A 15,715-nucleotide genomic window follows, 5' to 3' on the forward strand; every position below is an offset into this window, starting at 1 on the left:
GTCAGCGGTCCTGTTTGCGCAGAAGGGCGATGGCCGCGCCCAGGATGACCGGGATGGACAGCATCATCGGCCAGATCGAGGGCCAGAGGTCGCGGAATTCCAGCGCCTTGTTGAAGACGCCCCGGCTGATGGTGAACATGTAGGCGGCCGGGTAGGTCTGGCCGACGATCCGGCCCAGGCCCTCCAGCGAGCTGACCGGGTCCATCAGGCCCGAGAACTGGATGGCCGGGATCAGGGTGGCGATCATGGTGAAGAACATGGCGGCGATCTGGCTGCGCGTCATGGCCGAGGCCAGCAGGCCCAGGCCGGTGGCGGCGACGCAGTAGAGCACGCCGGTCAGCGCCAGGGTGGCGACGCTGCCCTTGATCGGCACGTCGAAGACCGTGACCGACAGCAGGCACATCGCCGCGAGGTTCAGCAGCGCCAGGCCGATGTAGGGGATCTGCTTGCCCAGCAGGAATTCCGTCCGCGTCACCGGAGTGACGTACAGGTTGATGATCGAGCCGATCTCCTTTTCGCGCACCACGGCCAGGGCCGTGAGCATGGCCGGCAGCATCATCAGCAGCAGCGGGATGACCACCGGCACCATGGCCGGCAGGCTGCGCACGTCCGGGTTGTAGCGGAAGCGCGTCTCCAGGTCGGCCGCCGAGGCGACCGGCACGCCCAGGCGTTCCCGCGCCTGCTGCGCCAGCCATTGCTGGTGCATGCCCTGGACATAGCCCTTGAGGGTCTCGGCGCGCTGCGGCATGGCGCCGTCGATCCAGGCGCCGATCTCGGCCGTGCGCCCGTGCAGCAGGTCGCGGCCGAAGCCGGGAGGGATCTCGATCGCCAGGGACAGCTCGCCGCTGCGCATGCGGCGGTCCATGTCGGCCTCGTCGAGGATGGGGGGATGCTCGACGAAGTAGCGCGAGCCCGACAGGTTCAGCGCATAGTCGCGGCTGATCGTGCTGTTGTCCCGGTCCAGCACCGCGAAGCTCAGGTTCTCCACGTCCATGCTGATGCCGAAGCCGATGACGAACATCAGCACCAGCGAGCCCAGCAGGGCCAGCGTGCCGCGCACCGGGTCGCGGCGCAGTTCCATGGATTCGCGCCGCATGGTGCTGAACAGGCGGCCCGGGCTGAAGGAGGGGATGCGCGGCGCCCGGCGGGGCGCGGGGACGGGGGTTCCGGGGTTCGCGCCCGCGCCCGCGGCGGGGGTCGCCGGCGCCTCGGGCGTGGCGGTCCCAGGTGCGGCGGTCCCAGGTACGCTGGTCCCAGGCGCGGCGGCCTCGGGCGCGACGGTCCCCGGGGACGGCGCGGGCTCGCCGCTGGCTTCCAGCAGATAGCCGATGAAGGCCTCTTCCAGCGTCCGGGCGCCGCGCTTGCGCACCAGCTCGGCGGGCCGGTCGCTGTCGAGCACGCGGCCCGCATGCATCATGGACATGCGGTCGCAGCGCTCGGCCTCGTTCATGAAGTGGGTGGAAATGAAGATCGTCACCCGGTCGCGCCGCGACAGGGCGATCAGCAGGCGCCAGAACTCGTCGCGGGCCACCGGGTCCACGCCCGAGGTCGGCTCGTCCAGGATCAGCAGCTCGGGCTCGTGCACCATGGCCACGGCCAGCGACAGGCGCTGGCGGATGCCCAGCGGCAGGCTGTCGGGCAGCATGTCCAGCGCCTCGCCCAGGCCGAAGCGCGCCACCATGGTCCGGACGCGCTCGTCGATGCGCTCCGGCGGGACGTGGAACAGGCGGGCGTGCAGGACCAGGTTCTGGCGCACCGTCAGCTCGCCGTAGAGCGAGAAGGACTGCGACATGTAGCCGACCCGGCGGCGCACGTCCAGGTCGTCGGGATCGATCTCGCGGCCGAACAGCCAGGCGCGGCCTTCGCTGGCGGGCAGCAGTCCGGTCAGCATCTTCATGGTGGTCGACTTGCCGCAGCCGTTCGAGCCGAGGAAGCCGAAGATCTCGCCGCGGCGGATGCGGAAGCTGACGTGATCGACGGCGACGAAATCGCCGAAGCGCATGGTCAGGTCGTGGGCCTCGATGGCGATGTCCTGCTCGCCGTCTCCGGGCAGCGGCGGAATCTCCACGGGGGCGTAGCCCTCGCGCCGGGCGGCCGGCAGCAGGTGGATGAAGGCCGACTCCAGCGTCGCCTGGCCCGTGGTCCGCAGCAGCTCGGCCGGCGTGCCGGTGGCGAGGATGCGGCCCGCGTCCATGGCGACCAGCCAGTCGAAGCGCTGCGCCTCGTCCATGTAGGCGGTGGCGACGACCACGCTCATCGCCGGCTGGCCGGCGCGGATGCGGGCGATCAGCTCCCAGAACTGGGCGCGGGCCAGGGGGTCCACGCCGGTCGTCGGCTCGTCCAGGATCAGGAAGTCCGGGTCGTGGATCAGGGCGCAGCACAGGCTGAGCTTCTGCTTCATGCCGCCCGAGAGCTTGCCGGCCGGCCGCGCCAGGAAGGGGTGCAGGCCGGTGCTGCGGGTCAGGTCGTCGATGCGGCGGCGCCGCTCGGCGGCCCCGTGGCCGAACAGGCGGGCGAAGAACTGCAGGTTTTCCTCGACCGAGAGAGTGGGGTAGAGGTTCTTCCCCAGCCCCTGAGGCATGTAGGCGATGCGCGGGCAGGTGCGCTTGCGGTGGGCGCGCCGCGCCATGTCGCCGCCCAGGACCTCGGCCCGGCCTTCCTGGATGACGCGGGCTCCGGCCAGGATCGACAGCAGGGTGGATTTGCCCACGCCGTCCGGGCCGATCAGGCCGACCATGCGGCCGGCCGGGATGTCGAGGTCGATGCGGTCCAGCGCCCGGGTCTTGCCGTAGCGGTGGCTCAGCCCCTGGATCCGGGCGACGGAAGCGTCCTGCGTCATGGGCTTACCCGGGCAGGCGGACGGTCAGGGTGTCGGGCCAGGGCCGGGAGGCGTCGGTGCGCACCCAGGCGACGCCGGGCAGGCCGGTCTTGACCTGCTCCAGGTGCTTCTGCAGCAGGTCCCGGGGGATGCGCGCCTTGATGCGGAACATGAGCTTCTGGCGCTCGCTGGCCGTCTCCACCGTCTTGGGCGTGAACTGCGCCTGGCTGGCGACGAAGGCGACTTCGGCGGGGATCACGTACTGCGGGGCGGCATCCAGGACGATGCGGACTTCGCTGCCCAGCGCCATGCGGCCGGCGACCGCCTCGGGCATGAAGAAGGTCATGGTCACGTCGGACAGGTCCAGCATGTTGAGCACGCGGCCGCCGGCGGCCAGGACTTCGCCCGGCTGGGCCACGCGCAGCTGGATGCGGCCGTCGCGCGGGGCCTTCAGGCGGCTGTCCTCCAGGTCGGCCTGGATGCGCGCCACCGTGGCGGCGGCGGCCGCCACGGCGGATTCGGCGCCCACCTGGTCGGCCCTGGCCGCCGCCACGCCGGCCTGGGCCGACACCACCTGGGCGCGGGCGGCGGCCAGGCCGGCTTCGGCACTGTGCAGCCGGGCCTGGTCGTCGTCCAGCTCCTGCTGCGAGGCGGCGCCGCGCTTGACCAGCGAGCTGGAGCGGTTCAGGCGCTGCCGGGCGGCGAACAGGTCGCTCTCGCGCTGCCTGACGACGGCCTGCGCGGTGGCGACGTCGCTTTCCCGCAGGGCGACCTGGGCCTGGGCCGCGACCACGGCATGGCCGGCCTGTCGCTGGCGCGCCTGGGCTTCCTCGAACTGGGCCTGCAGGGAATCCGGGTTCATGAGGGCCAGGGTCTGGCCGGCCTGGACGAAGTCGCCCTCGTCGACCAGGATCCGGTCGACCCGGCCGGGCAGCTTGGTGGCGATGTCGATCTCGGTGGCCTCGATGCGGCCGTTGCCCTGCATGAAGCCGGGGCCGGGGCCGCGGTCCTGGGACCAGAGCCAGGCGCCGTAGGCGCCGGCGGCCACGGCGGCGAGCAGGACCAGCGGCAGGGATTTCTTGATTGTGTCGGTGAGGTTCATGTGGCTCAGGGATCGGGATGGGGGATGGAGGCGGGGCGGCCCGCGGCCGGCGCGGCGGCGTCCGGCGCCTGGCCGGCGCCGCCGCCCAGGGCGGCGTACAGGGCCACCTGGCTCGACAGCCAGGCGCGGCGGACCTGCACCAGCTGCTGCTGGGCCGTCAGCAGGTCGCGCTTGGCGTCCAGGACTTCCAGGTAGGGCGCGGCGCCGCTGTCGTAGCGCAGCTGGGCCAGGTCGGCGCGTTCGGCCTGGGTGCGCGCCATGCGGGCCTGGATCTCCATCTGCCCGGCCAGGCCCTGGCGGGCCGACAGGGCGTCGGCCACCTCGCGGAAGGCGGTCTGGATGCTTTTCTCGTAGGTGGCTACCGCCATGTCGCGGCGCACCTCGGCCACGTCCAGGTTGGCCCGCAGGCGGCCGGCCGTGAAGATCGGGACTTCGATGACCGGCGCGAAAGTCCAGGCCTTGCTGCCGTCGCCGAACAGCCCGTCGAGCTCGGCGCTGGCCGTGCCGAAGCCCGAGGTCAGCGCGATGCGCGGCAGGAAGGCGGCGCGCGCGGCGCCGATGCGGGCGTGCGCGGATCGCAGCTGATGCTCGGCGGCGCGGATGTCCGGCCGGGCCAGCAGGACCTCGGAGGGCAGGCCGGGTTCCAGCCGGGCCAGCCGGGTGGCTGCCAGGTCGATGCCGCGGGTCGGCGCGATGCCGGGGTCGGTGCCCGCCAGCAGCGTCAGTGCGTGCGCGGCGGCGGCCCGCTCCTGCTTGAGCTGGGCCTGCAGGGATTCGGCCTGGATCAGCAGGGTGCGCACCTGGGTCAGTTCCAGCTCCGAGGACGAGCCGACCGCCTTGCGCTGCTGGAAGATGTCCAGGGACTGGCGCCGGTTGCGCACGGCCTCGTCGGCCAGGAAGGCGCGCTGGTCCAGTTCCCGCAGGGCCAGCACCGAATCGGCCACCTGGCGCACCAGCGCCACCTGCACGGCCTGCCGGGCCGCGTCGGTCGCCAGCCAGTCGTCCAGCGCGGCGTCCTTCAGGTTGCGGATCCGGCCCCAGAGGTCGATTTCCCAGCCGGTCAGGCCGATGCTCGCCTGGTGCTGCGACTGGATCTGCGGCTGGCCGGTCAGGGTGAGGTCGCCGGGCACGCGGCTGCGTTCGATGCTGCCCTGGGCGCCGACCGACGGCGCCAGGTCGGCGCGCTGGATGCGGTAGGCGGCCTCGGCCTCGCGCACGCGCAGCACGGCCAGCCGCAGGTCGCGGTTGTGCTCCAGCGCCAGGCCGATCAGCCGGCGCATGTCGGGATCCTGGAAGTAGTGCGCCCAGTCCAGGTCGTGCAGCGCGCGGACGGTGGCCGTGTCCGTGTCGGCGGGCCAGGCGTCGGCGACCGGCGGGGGCGGCAGGCGGGTCTCGGGCGCCAGGCTGACGCAGGCCGACAGGGCCAGCAGGCCGGCGGCGCCCAGGGCGCGCAGCAGGAGCCGGCCGCCGGCGATGCCGGCCCCGGAGGTGCGCGCGCCGCGCGGGGAGGGGCGGTGCGGAGTCTGCCGGGACATGGCTCAGGTCTCCCGCACGTAGCGCCCGGGGGCGTCTTCCAGGGCCGGCCGGCCGGGGATGCCCAGGGGCGGCGGGGCCTCGGGCTCGCCCGAGCGCTCCGCCAGCCACTGCGACCAGGCGGTCCACCAGGACCCGTCGTTGACCGGGGTGGAGGCCATCCATTCGTCGGGTGGCAGGAAGGGGTCGCCGGGCTGGCGGACGCGGATGCGGTACTGGCGGCGGGGATGGCCGGGCTCGTTGACGATGCCGGCGTTGTGGCCGCCGCTGGTGAGCACGAAGCTCAGCTCGCCCGGGAAGAACTGGTGCAGCTTGTAGACCGAGCGCCAGGGGGCGACGTGGTCGGTGACGGTGCCCACGGCGAACATCGGCAGCCGGATGTCGCCCACGGACACGGGCCGCCCGCCCACCGGGTAGCGGCCGGCGCTCAGGTCGTTGTTCAGGTACAGCCGCCGCAGGTACTGCGAATGCATGCGGGCGGGCATGCGGGTGGCGTCGGCGTTCCAGGCCATCAGGTCGTTCATGGGCCGGCGCTCGCCCAGCAGGTATTCGTGGATGGCGCGCGACCAGAGCAGATCGTAGGACCGCAGCATCTGGAAGGCGCCCGCCATCTGCTCGGCGCTGAAGTAGCCGCGCCGCCCCATCTGGGCTTCCAGCATGTGGACCTGGGCTTCGTCGATGAACAGGCCGATTTCCCCCGGTTCGCTGAAATCGACCTGGGCCGTGAACAGGCTGATGCTGGCGAGCCGCTTGTCGCCGTCGCGCGCCATGGCGGCGGCCGCGACCGCCAGCAGCGTGCCGCCCAGGCAGTAGCCGGTGGCGTGGACGCGGTGCTTCGGCTGGATGCGCCCGATGGCGTCCAGGGCGGCGAAGAAACCGTCGCGCAGATAGTCGTCCATGCCCAGGTCGGCGTCCTCGTCGGTGGGATTCTTCCAGGAGATGCAGTAGACGGTGTAGCCCTGGTCGCGCAGGAAGCGGACCAGCGAATTGTGCGGCGACAGGTCCAGGATGTAGTACTTCATGATCCAGGCGGGCACCAGCAGGACCGGTTCCGGGCGCACGGTTTCGGTCGTGGGGGCGTACTGGATCAGCTCGATCAGCCGGTTGCGCAGGACCACCTTGCCCGGGGTGACGGCCACGTCGCGCCCGACACGGAACTTGTCCGCCCCGGCGACCGGCATCTCGGCCTGGTGGCGGACGATGTCCTCCAGCAGATAGCCGCCGCCGCGCAGCAGGTTCATCCCGCCTTCCCGGACCGTGCGGTCGAGGGCGACCGGATTGGTCCAGAGCTGGTTGCCCGGCGACATCATGTCCAGCCACTGCCGCGCCCAGAACGAGACCTGCTGCAGGTGATGCGGATCGGTGCCGTGCAGGTCGGACGTGGCTTCCTCCCACCAGGCCTGGGTCAGCAGGAAGCCCTGGTGCAGCAGGTTGTACGGCCAGCGGCACCAGGCCGGATCGCTGAAGCGGCGGTCGGTCTCGGGCGGCGTGACGCAGACCCGCGACGGATCGCCGGACGCCCGCAGGCAGTCGTACAGATAGTGCGCCAGTTCGCCCTGGTGGCTGGCGGCCAGGCGCAGCAGTTCGGTCTGCTTGCCGGGCGAGGCCGCCAGGTGCAGGGCCCAGTCCAGCCACGCCAGGCTGAGCGAGGCGGGCGAGAGCGACGCGAAGGCGCGCGCCTGGCTGGCGTGGAAATATTGATCGGTGGCCCGGGCGGCGGCCCGGGAATCGATGGTGCGGCCGTTGGAAGATGGTGGCATGGCGGTCCCCCTTAACGACTTTTTAGTCGATAATTCACCTGCCAGTCCTGATGCAGATCAATGGCGCCGCCGAACTTTTCTTCCAGAATCAATCGCCATGCCGAACACGCCGCCCTCGAATCCGCCCGCCGCTGGCCAGCCGCCGGGCGCCGCGCCGCCCCCCGCCGGCCGCCAGCCCAGGAACCGGCGCCTGCCCGCCCACGAGCGCCGCGACCAGATCCTGGACGCGGCCCTGCACGAATTCTCGGAGCGCGGCTTCGGCGCGGCGCGGATGGACGACATCGCCGCCCGCGCCGGCCTGTCCAAGGGCGGCCTGTATGCGCACTTTGAAAGCAAGGACGCCGTGTTCCAGGCGCTGATGCAGCGCATGCTGCTGCCGGACCTGCTGTTCGGCGAGCGGCCGCCCGAGCGGGCTCCCCAGGGCGATGCGCGGCAGCCGCAGGCCGCGCTGGCGGACCTGGTGGACGGTTTCCTGGATCGCGCCTATGCGCGGCTGGAGGACGATCGCTTCATCCGTACGCTGCACCTGCTGATCGCCGAAGGGCCGCGGATGCCGGATGTCCTCGGCGGCTGGCGCGACAACCATCTGCGCCTGCTGCAGAGCCAGCAGGCCCTGATGCGGCGCGCGGTGGAAAGCGGCGCGCTGCGCGACAGCGCGCTGACCGACATGGTGCAGCTGATCCACGCCCCCGTCCTGCTGGGCGCCGTGCTGAGGATGCTGCAGGACGACGAGCACGTGCGCGCCGTGCTGCCGCGTCTGCGGGCGGCCCATCGCCGCCTGCTGCTGGAACTGCTGCCGCCCGATCCCGCCTGAGGCCGGCCGGGCTGCTTGCCGTCCGCCTCGCGGCCCGCATCCGCGTCGCGGCGTGCCGGCACGGGACGGCCCGCCGGGGACCGTCCCGTATGCGGACTCAGCCCTTTTTCAGCCGCGCGAAGGCTTCGGCCATGGCGCCCTGGGGCGCGGCGGCGGGCCGGTCGGGCCGTCCGCCGCGCGGGCCGCCGCGCCCGCCCGGCCGGCCGTTGCCGGCGGCGGCGCCGGCCGCGCCGCCCGCGGCGCGCGGCTCCGGATCGTCCTTGCGCATGCTCAGGGCGATGCGCTTGCGCGCCACGTCCACCTCCAGCACGCGCACCTGCACCGTCTGGCCCACGCGCACCACGTCGCGCGGGTCCTTGACGAACCTGTCGGCCAGGGCGGACACGTGCACCAGGCCGTCCTGGTGCACGCCGATGTCCACGAAGGCGCCGAAATTGGCGACGTTGCTGACCACGCCTTCGAGGACCATGCCGGGCGCCAGGTCCTTGATGTCGTGGATGCCTTCCTTGAATGTCGCCGTCTTGAACTCGGGGCGCGGGTCGCGGCCTGGTTTTTCCAGTTCCGCGAAGATGTCGCGCACCGTGGGCAGGCCGAAGCGCTCGTCGGTGAAGTCCGCCGGGGACAGGCCTTTCAGGGAATCGGCATGGCCCATCACCGCCGTGGCGGGCCGGCCGATCTTGTGCAGGATGCGCTCGACCACGGGGTAGGCTTCCGGGTGCACGGCCGAGGCGTCCAGCGGATTGTCGGAGCCCGGGATGCGCAGGAAGCCGGCCGCCTGCTCGAAGGCCTTGTCGCCGAAGCGGGGCACGTCGCGCAGCGCCTGGCGGTTGCGGAAGGCGCCGTGCGCCTCGCGCCACTGGACGATGTTGCGCGCCAGGGACTGGTTCAGCCCGGACACGCGCGTCAGCAGCGGCGCCGAGGCCGTGTTCACGTCCACGCCGACGGCGTTCACGCAGTCCTCGACCACCGCGTCCAGGGAGCGCGCCAGCTCGCGCTGGTTGACGTCGTGCTGGTACTGGCCCACGCCGATGGCCTTGGGCTCGATCTTCACCAGTTCGGCCAGCGGATCCTGCAGGCGGCGGGCGATGGAGACCGCGCCGCGCAGGCTGACGTCCAGCTCGGGGAATTCCTGGGCCGCCAGCTCGGAGGCCGAATAGACCGAGGCGCCGGCCTCGGACACGACCACGCGCTCGAAGGCCAGTTCGGGGTGGCGCTCGCGCAGCGTGGCGACCAGGCGCTCGGTCTCGCGCGAGGCGGTGCCGTTGCCGATGGCCACCAGCCCGATGCGGTGGCGCGCGACCAGCGCGGCCAGGGTGCGCAGGCTGCCCTCGACGTCGCGGCGCGGCTCGAAGGGGTAGATCGTGGCGGTCTCCAGCAGCTTGCCGGTGGCGTCGATGGCGGCGGCCTTGACGCCCGTGCGGATGCCGGGGTCCAGGCCCAGCACGGCCTTCGGGCCGGCGGGCGCTGCCAGCAGCAGGTCCTTCAGGTTGGCGGCGAACACGCGGATCGCCTCGGCCTCGGCCGTTTCGCGCAGCCGGCCGATCAGCTCGGTCTCGAAGCCGGTCAGCAGCTTGACCCGCCAGGTCCAGCGGCAGACTTCGGCCAGCCAGTGCTGGCGCGGGGTGGCGCGGGCGTCGAAGCGCGCGTCCAGGTCCAGGATGTCGGCCACGCGCGCCACGAAGGGGTGCGGGGTTTCGGCCTCGCGTTCGGGGTCCAGCCCCAGGCGCAGGTCCAGGATGCCCTGCTGGCGGCCGCGCAGCAACGCCAGGATGCGGTGCGAGGGCAGGGTGCGCAGGCTTTCGCTGAAGTCGAACCAGTCGCGGAAGTTCGCGCCCTCGGTCTCCTTGCCCGCCACGACCTGGGCGGTGATCCGGCCGGTGTTCCAGAGCTCCGTGCGCAGCGTGTCGAGCAGCGTGGCGTTTTCCGCGAAGCGCTCGGCCAGGATGTCGCGCGCGCCGTTCAGGGCCGCGCGCGCGTCCTCGAAGCCGGCCTCGGGGTTCAGGTAGCCGGCCGCCAGGACCTCGGGTTCGGCCGCGGGATCGGCCAGCAGGGCGTCGGCCAGGGGCTCCAGGCCCGCCTCGCGGGCGATCTGGGCGCGCGTGCGCCGCTTCGGCTTGTAGGGGGCGTACAGGTCCTCCAGCCGCTGCTTGCTGTCGGCCTCCAGGATCTGCGTGCGCAGGGCGTCATCCAGCTTGCCCTGTCCGGCGATGGAGTCCAGGATCGCCACACGGCGGCCTTCCAGCTCGCGGATGTAGAGCAGGCGCACTTCCAGCTGGCGCAGCACCGTGTCGTCCAGCCCGCCGGTGGCTTCCTTGCGGTAGCGGGCGATGAAGGGCACCGTGGCGCCGGAGTCCAGCAGGTCCACGGCGGCCGCGACCTGGGCGGGCCGCGCGTCGAGTTCCGCCGTCAGCAGCCGCAGGATGCGGGCGGGATCGACGGCATGGGTCTGGGAGTCGGGGCTGGTCTGAGTCATGGATATCGCAAAGCAAAGTACCGGTACAAGCGGCGCATTTTGCCACACCCGGCCCGCCGGACCGGGATGCGTGGCGTATCATCCGGGGGTCGAACCCTATCCACGCCGTGCCCGCGCCATGTTTTCCGATGACCTCGCCGACCTCTTCGGCCCCGACGGCCCGCTGGTCCGCCAGCTGCCGGGCTACGTGCCGCGCGCGGCCCAGCTGGAGCTTTCCGAGGCCATCCGCGACACGCTCGACAGCGGCGGCGTGCTGATCGCCGAGGCCGGCACCGGCACGGGCAAGACCTGGGCCTACCTGGCGCCCGCCTTCCTCTCGGGCGGCAAGGTGCTGGTGTCCACCGGCACCCGCACCCTGCAGGACCAGCTGTTCCGCCGCGACATCCCGCGCCTGCGCGCCGCGCTGGCCCTGCCGGTGGACGTGGCGCTGCTCAAGGGGCGCGGCAACTACGTCTGCCACTACCACCTGGAACGCCTGGAGCAGGACGAGCGCGCCCTGAAGTCGCGCGACGAGATCTCCCAGCTGCGCGCCATCCGCCGCTTCGTGCGCGAGAGCGGCAGCGGCGACCGCGCCGACCTGCCCGAGGTGCCGGAAACCGCCGACATCTGGAGCCGCGTGACTTCCACCCGGGAAAACTGCCTGGGCCAGGACTGCCCCCACGTGCGCGACTGCTTCCTGCTGAAGGCGCGCCGCCATGCCCAGGAGGCCGACGTGGTGGTGGTCAACCACGCCCTGTTCATGGCGGACCTGGCGCTGCGGGAAGAAGGCATCACCGACCTGCTGCCCGAGACCCGGCTGGTGGTCTTCGACGAGGCGCACCAGCTGCCCGACACCGCCACCCGTTTCCTGGGGCAGAGCCTGTCGCTGCACCAGGTGCTGGACTGCGCCCGCCAGGCGGAAGCGGCCGGGCTGGCCCATGCGCGTGAAACCGTCCGCTGGAGCGAGCTGTGCCAGGCCCTGGACGCCGCCGCGCGCGACCTGCGCCTGGTCAGCGCCCCGGTGGGCAAGCTGCCGGGCGGCCGGGCGACCTTTGATCAGATCCCCGAGCCCGAGGCCTTCGACCAGTCCCTCGACCGCCTGGCGCAGGCGCTGGACGGGCTGACCGAATCCCTGGGCACCCAGGAGGAGCGCCACCCGGACCTGGCGGCGGCCGCCCGGACCGCCCGCACCCTGCGGGCCCGCCTGTGGCAATGGGCCCATCCGGCCCGCGGCGAAGCGGAAACCGAGGACCAGGCCGCCGTGCGCTGGATCGAGCACAGCGCGCACTCGGTGCGGCTGCAGCGCGCGCCCCTGTCGGTGGCGCGCATCTTTTCCGGGTTCCGGCGGCCGGGCCAGTCCTGGGTGCTGGCCTCGGCCACCCTGTCGGTGCGCGGCGATTTCCAGCATTTCCAGCGCCAGCTGGGGCTGGCGGACGCCGAGACGCGCAGCTGGGCCTCGCCCTTCGACTATCCGGCGCAGGGGCTGCTGTACGTGCCGCGCGCCTTGCCCTGGCCGGGCGACCCCGGCTTCACGGACGCGTTCGCGCGCGCCCTGCTGCCGCTGGTGGACGCCTGCGCGGGCGGCGTGCTGGTGCTGTGCACCACCCTGCGCGCGGTCGACCGGGTGGCCGACGTCCTGCTGCGCGGCATGCTGGCCTCGGACCGGCCGGTGATGCGCCAGGGCGAGGCCTCGCGCGGCGTGCTGCTGGAACGCTTCCGCGCGGCCGGCAACGCGGTGCTGGTGGGCAGCACCAGTTTCTGGGAAGGCATCGACGTGCCGGGCGACGCGCTGACCCTGGTGGCGATCGACAAGCTGCCGTTCGCCCCGCCCGACGATCCGGTGCTGGAGGCGCGCCTGAACGCCTGCCGCGCCGAGGGCGGCAATCCCTTCATGGAATACCAGCTGCCGCAGGCGGCGCTGCTGCTCAAGCAGGGCGCCGGGCGCCTGATCCGGTCCGAGACCGACTGGGGGGTGCTGGTGGTGGGCGACGGGCGCCTGGTGGACAAGCCCTACGGGCGGCTGCTGTGGCAGGGGCTGCCGCCCTTCGCCCGCACCCGGGACGCCGAGGTGGCCCTGGATTTCCTGGGCCATCCGCCCGGCCGGCGGGAGCCGGCCGGGCAGGATGTCGCGGGGGCCTGAGCCGCGCCCGGCGGCGGGCCGGCGTCAGAACCAGTGGCTTCGCGTCAGAACCAGTTGATGGGGTTCCAGCGGTTGACGGGCTCGTCCAGGCCCTGCTTGTAGTACTTGCTGTCCGGGAAATTCTTGTCCAGCACGCGCTTGGCGTCGTCGCGCAGTTCCGGCAGGTTGAGCTTGTCGTAGCTCAGCATCATCAGGTAGAGGGCCTTTTCCGCGACGGGCACGCCCTCGAAGTCGGTGACCACGGTCTGGGCGCGGTTGGCCGCCGCCACGTAGGCGCCGCGCTCGTAGTAGTACTGGGCGATGTGGACTTCGTTTTCGGCGATGGTGTTGACCAGCCAGGCGGCGCGCTTGCGGGCGTCGGGCGTGTAGCGGCTGTCGGGGTAGCGCTTGATCAGTTCGTTGAAGGCTTCGTAGGATTCGCGCAGGCCCTTGGGATCGCGTTCGCTGGGGTCCTGGCGCGTGAAGTTCGACAGCACGGCGCTGGGCGGCGTGAAGGTGATCATGCCCTTCAGGTACAGCATGTAGTCCGTGCCGGGATGGTTGGGGTACTGCTGCATGAAGCGGTCGATCGCGGCCTTGGCCTGCTCGGGTTCCTCGTCCTTCCAGTTGACGTAGGCCTGGTCGATCAGGGATTGCTGCGCATAGATGCCGAAGGGATAGCGGGCTTCCAGGGCTTCCAGATTCTTGCGGGCTTCGGACCAGTTGCCCGAACTGATGTCCGTGCGGGCCTGGCTGTAGAGGCGTTCCGCGCTCCAGCCGGCGGTCGGGTCGACGTTGGTCTTGGTCGAGCTGCAGCCCGCCGCGAGGGCCATGCACAGGCAAGCCAGGATCAGCCGGACATGGGTTGACAGGGCTTTCGGGAAAACGGGGGCATGCGCGGCCACGGGGCGTCCTTGGTCAAGGTGTTAGCATTGTCGGCAGATTATATGATTAGTCGCCATGCCGTACACGGATATCGCCACCGAAGACACTGGCCCCGACGCGCCCGAGGTTTTCCAGCTGCCGCTGGACGTCCTGCCGGACCGGCTGGACAAGACGCTCGCCCGCCTGATGCCGCAGCATTCGCGCAGCCGCCTGCAAGCCTGGATCGAGGACGGCCACGTCGAGGTCGATGGCGCCGTGGGCAAGGTGCGCACCCGGGTGGGGCCCGGCGCCCTCATCCGGGTCTGGCCCCAGCAGGCCCCCGAGGACCAGGCCTTCGTGCCCGAGGACGTCGCCTTCCGCGTCGTGGCCGACGCGCCCGACTGGATCGTGGTGGACAAGCCCGCCGGCCTGGTGACGCACCCGGGCGCGGGCAACTGGCACGGCACGCTGCTCAACGGCCTGCTGTTCCGCTACCCCGAACTGGCCCGCGTGGCGCGCGCGGGCATCGTCCACCGGCTGGACAAGGACACCTCCGGCCTGCTGGTCGTGGCCCGCACCGAGACCGCCCAGACGCAACTGGTGCGCCAGCTCCAGGCGCGCACGGTCAGGCGCGAATACTGCGCGCTGGTGCACGGCGCGCTGGCGGGGCGCGGCACGGTGGATGCGCCCATCGGGCGCGACGCCCGGGTGCCGGTGCGCATGAGCGCCGACCGCCCGGTGGCGCCCAAGCCCGCCGTCACCCACTACGAATCGCTGGGCGTCGGCCATTGCGGCGGGACCGTCGTGTCCCGCGTGCTGTGCCGCCTGGAAACCGGCCGCACCCACCAGATCCGCGTCCACATGGCCCGCTTGCGCCATCCCTTGCTGGGCGACACCCTGTACGGCGGCCGGCACGAAGCCGGCGCCGGGCGCCAGATGCTGCATGCGCGCGCCCTGGGCTTCGACGACCCCGCCAGCGGACGGCCCTGCGCCTTCACGGCGGAGCCGCCGGACGACTTCCGCCGCGTGCTCGACGGCATCCTCTGGGACGGCGATGGCGACGAGCGTGCTTGAACCGGCCCCCGGCCTGCGCGGCGTCACGGGCGAGCCCTGGCCCGGCGTGCGCTATTTCTCGACCTGGCGCGTCGGCGGCGTGAGCCTGCCGCCCCGCGACAGCCTGAACCTGGGCCTGCACGTCGGCGATGATCCGCTGGCCGTGCGGGAAAACCGCCTGCGGCTGCGGCGCGCCCTGCCGGGAGATCCGCTCTGGCTGGAGCAGGTGCACGGCACCGACGTGTTCGACGCCGATGCCGCGCCGGAGGACGCCGCGGCCGGACCCGCCCCCCGCGCCGACGCCGCCGTGACGACCCGGCGCGGCCGTCCCCTGGCGATCATGACCGCCGACTGCCTGCCGGTGGTGCTGGCCGACGAGGCCGGCACCGTGCTGGGCGTGGCCCACGCGGGCTGGCGCGGGCTGGCGGCCGGGGTGCTGGAAAATACGCTGGCCGCGATGCGCCGCCGGGCGCCTGCGGCGCACGGCTGGCGCGCCTGGATCGGCCCGGGCATCGGTCCCGCCGCCTTCCAGGTCGGCGCGGAAGTGCGGGACGCCTTCCTGGACCAGGACCCGGGGCTGGCGGCCTGCTTCGTTTTCCAGCCGGATCGCGGTCTTTTTGCCGCTGGGCCGCCCCAAGGCAAAAAGCGCCCCTCCGGGGGAATGGGCCTGGACGCGGAGCAGTCTCTGCGGACTGGCCTGCGCCTGGTGAATCCGAGCGGCATGCAGGCCGCGAGGTGGATGCAAGCGGCCGAAGGCTGCGCGGCGTGGGGGCCTCGATGGCTGGCCGACCTGGCCGGCCTGGCGCGCGCCCGGCTGCTGCGCGCCGGCGTCGAACGGGTGGAGGCGAGCGGAGAATGCACCTGGACGCGGGCGGACCGGTATTTTTCCCATCGCCGCGATCCCGGATCGGGCCGCCAGGCGACGCTGGCGTGCCTGACGGATCCGGGTGCCTTGCAAGGCGCGAGGTGGACATAGAGGAGGGCCGTTATTTTGACCCACGCCGGCTCCGGCATGCGCTCTATTCGGGCTAGCGACTTACCCGAATTGACGCAATTTGCCACAATGACAGAATAGACGAACGAAAGGTCCCGGGTCGTTTCGGGGTGTCAGGCGACATGACAAACTGACCCCCTGGCGACATGGAGAACTGACCCCTTCATGATCACATCAGGAGGGATCATCCATGCAAGAAGCCGAGT

At 72.1% G+C, this 15,715-nt stretch carries 10 protein-coding genes; 4 read left to right on the forward strand and 6 right to left on the reverse strand.

The features are described from left to right. Position 1 precedes the first annotated feature (1 nt). Genes rbbA through HNR28_RS05880 form a run of 4 tightly spaced genes read right to left on the reverse strand, consistent with a single transcriptional unit; the run spans position 2 to position 7,213 of the window. Positions 2-2,839: a ribosome-associated ATPase/putative transporter RbbA gene (rbbA, locus tag HNR28_RS05865; RefSeq protein WP_043683514.1), complete on the reverse strand. Its 2,838-nt coding sequence runs from the start codon at positions 2,837-2,839 to the stop codon at positions 2-4. Between the two features lie 4 nt (positions 2,840-2,843). Beyond that, positions 2,844-3,920 carry an HlyD family secretion protein gene (locus HNR28_RS05870; protein WP_043683511.1) on the reverse strand — a complete coding sequence of 359 codons (1,077 nt, stop codon included), beginning with the start codon at positions 3,918-3,920 and terminating at the stop codon, positions 2,844-2,846. A 5-nt stretch (positions 3,921-3,925) separates the two neighbouring features. Beyond that, the gene (locus HNR28_RS05875) at positions 3,926-5,455 is read right to left on the reverse strand and encodes an efflux transporter outer membrane subunit (protein ID WP_084330668.1); all 1,530 of its coding nucleotides are present in this window, start codon (positions 5,453-5,455) and stop codon (positions 3,926-3,928) included. Positions 5,456-5,458: 3 nt separating this feature from the next. Further along, positions 5,459-7,213, reverse strand: a complete 1,755-nt coding sequence (locus HNR28_RS05880; protein WP_043683508.1) for a PHA/PHB synthase family protein — start codon at positions 7,211-7,213, stop codon at positions 5,459-5,461. 97 nt (positions 7,214-7,310) lie between these two features. On the opposite strand from HNR28_RS05880, the gene HNR28_RS05885 reads away from it, so the two are divergent. Beyond that, positions 7,311-8,027 (forward strand): TetR/AcrR family transcriptional regulator, encoded by a 717-nt coding sequence (locus HNR28_RS05885; protein WP_151025627.1) that lies wholly within the window; start codon positions 7,311-7,313, stop codon positions 8,025-8,027. A gap of 97 nt (positions 8,028-8,124) precedes the next feature. Here the strand turns inward: HNR28_RS05885 and HNR28_RS05890 are convergent, their stop codons facing one another. After that, the gene (locus HNR28_RS05890; protein WP_043683504.1) at positions 8,125-10,500 is read right to left on the reverse strand and encodes a Tex family protein; all 2,376 of its coding nucleotides are present in this window, start codon (positions 10,498-10,500) and stop codon (positions 8,125-8,127) included. Positions 10,501-10,618: 118 nt separating this feature from the next. On the opposite strand from HNR28_RS05890, the gene HNR28_RS05895 reads away from it, so the two are divergent. Next, positions 10,619-12,619 carry an ATP-dependent DNA helicase gene (locus HNR28_RS05895; RefSeq protein ID WP_043683501.1) on the forward strand — a complete coding sequence of 667 codons (2,001 nt, stop codon included), beginning with the start codon at positions 10,619-10,621 and terminating at the stop codon, positions 12,617-12,619. 44 nt (positions 12,620-12,663) lie between these two features. Here HNR28_RS05895 and HNR28_RS05900 read toward each other — a convergent pair whose 3' ends face one another. Then, positions 12,664-13,446, reverse strand: a complete 783-nt coding sequence (locus tag HNR28_RS05900; protein WP_173424593.1) for an outer membrane protein assembly factor BamD — start codon at positions 13,444-13,446, stop codon at positions 12,664-12,666. A 112-nt stretch (positions 13,447-13,558) separates the two neighbouring features. On the opposite strand from HNR28_RS05900, the gene HNR28_RS05905 reads away from it, so the two are divergent. Continuing rightward, entirely contained in the window at positions 13,559-14,536 is a 978-nt protein-coding gene (locus HNR28_RS05905; protein WP_043683495.1) for an RluA family pseudouridine synthase, read from the forward strand. Further along, positions 14,517-15,491: a peptidoglycan editing factor PgeF gene (gene pgeF / locus HNR28_RS05910; RefSeq protein WP_052355828.1), complete on the forward strand. Its 975-nt coding sequence runs from the start codon at positions 14,517-14,519 to the stop codon at positions 15,489-15,491. The genes HNR28_RS05905 and pgeF overlap by 20 nt, the downstream gene beginning before the upstream one ends. Positions 15,492-15,715: the final 224 nt, after the last annotated feature.

Origin of the sequence: Castellaniella defragrans (assembly GCF_014203015.1) — a bacterium.
Classification (GTDB): domain Bacteria; phylum Pseudomonadota; class Gammaproteobacteria; order Burkholderiales; family Burkholderiaceae_B; genus Castellaniella; species Castellaniella defragrans.

Coding starts and splice junctions, on each gene's coding strand:
- HNR28_RS05880 (WP_043683508.1), bottom strand. CDS start 7,213: ATGCCACCATCTTCCAACGGCCGCACCATCGATTCCCGGGCCGCCGCC.
- HNR28_RS05890 (WP_043683504.1), bottom strand. CDS start 10,500: ATGACTCAGACCAGCCCCGACTCCCAGACCCATGCCGTCGATCCCGCC.
- HNR28_RS05905 (WP_043683495.1), top strand. CDS start 13,559: ATGCCGTACACGGATATCGCCACCGAAGACACTGGCCCCGACGCGCCC.
- pgeF (WP_052355828.1), top strand. CDS start 14,517: ATGGCGACGAGCGTGCTTGAACCGGCCCCCGGCCTGCGCGGCGTCACG.
- HNR28_RS05870 (WP_043683511.1), bottom strand. CDS start 3,920: ATGAACCTCACCGACACAATCAAGAAATCCCTGCCGCTGGTCCTGCTC.
- HNR28_RS05875 (WP_084330668.1), bottom strand. CDS start 5,455: ATGTCCCGGCAGACTCCGCACCGCCCCTCCCCGCGCGGCGCGCGCACC.
- HNR28_RS05895 (WP_043683501.1), top strand. CDS start 10,619: ATGTTTTCCGATGACCTCGCCGACCTCTTCGGCCCCGACGGCCCGCTG.
- rbbA (WP_043683514.1), bottom strand. CDS start 2,839: ATGACGCAGGACGCTTCCGTCGCCCGGATCCAGGGGCTGAGCCACCGC.
- HNR28_RS05885 (WP_151025627.1), top strand. CDS start 7,311: ATGCCGAACACGCCGCCCTCGAATCCGCCCGCCGCTGGCCAGCCGCCG.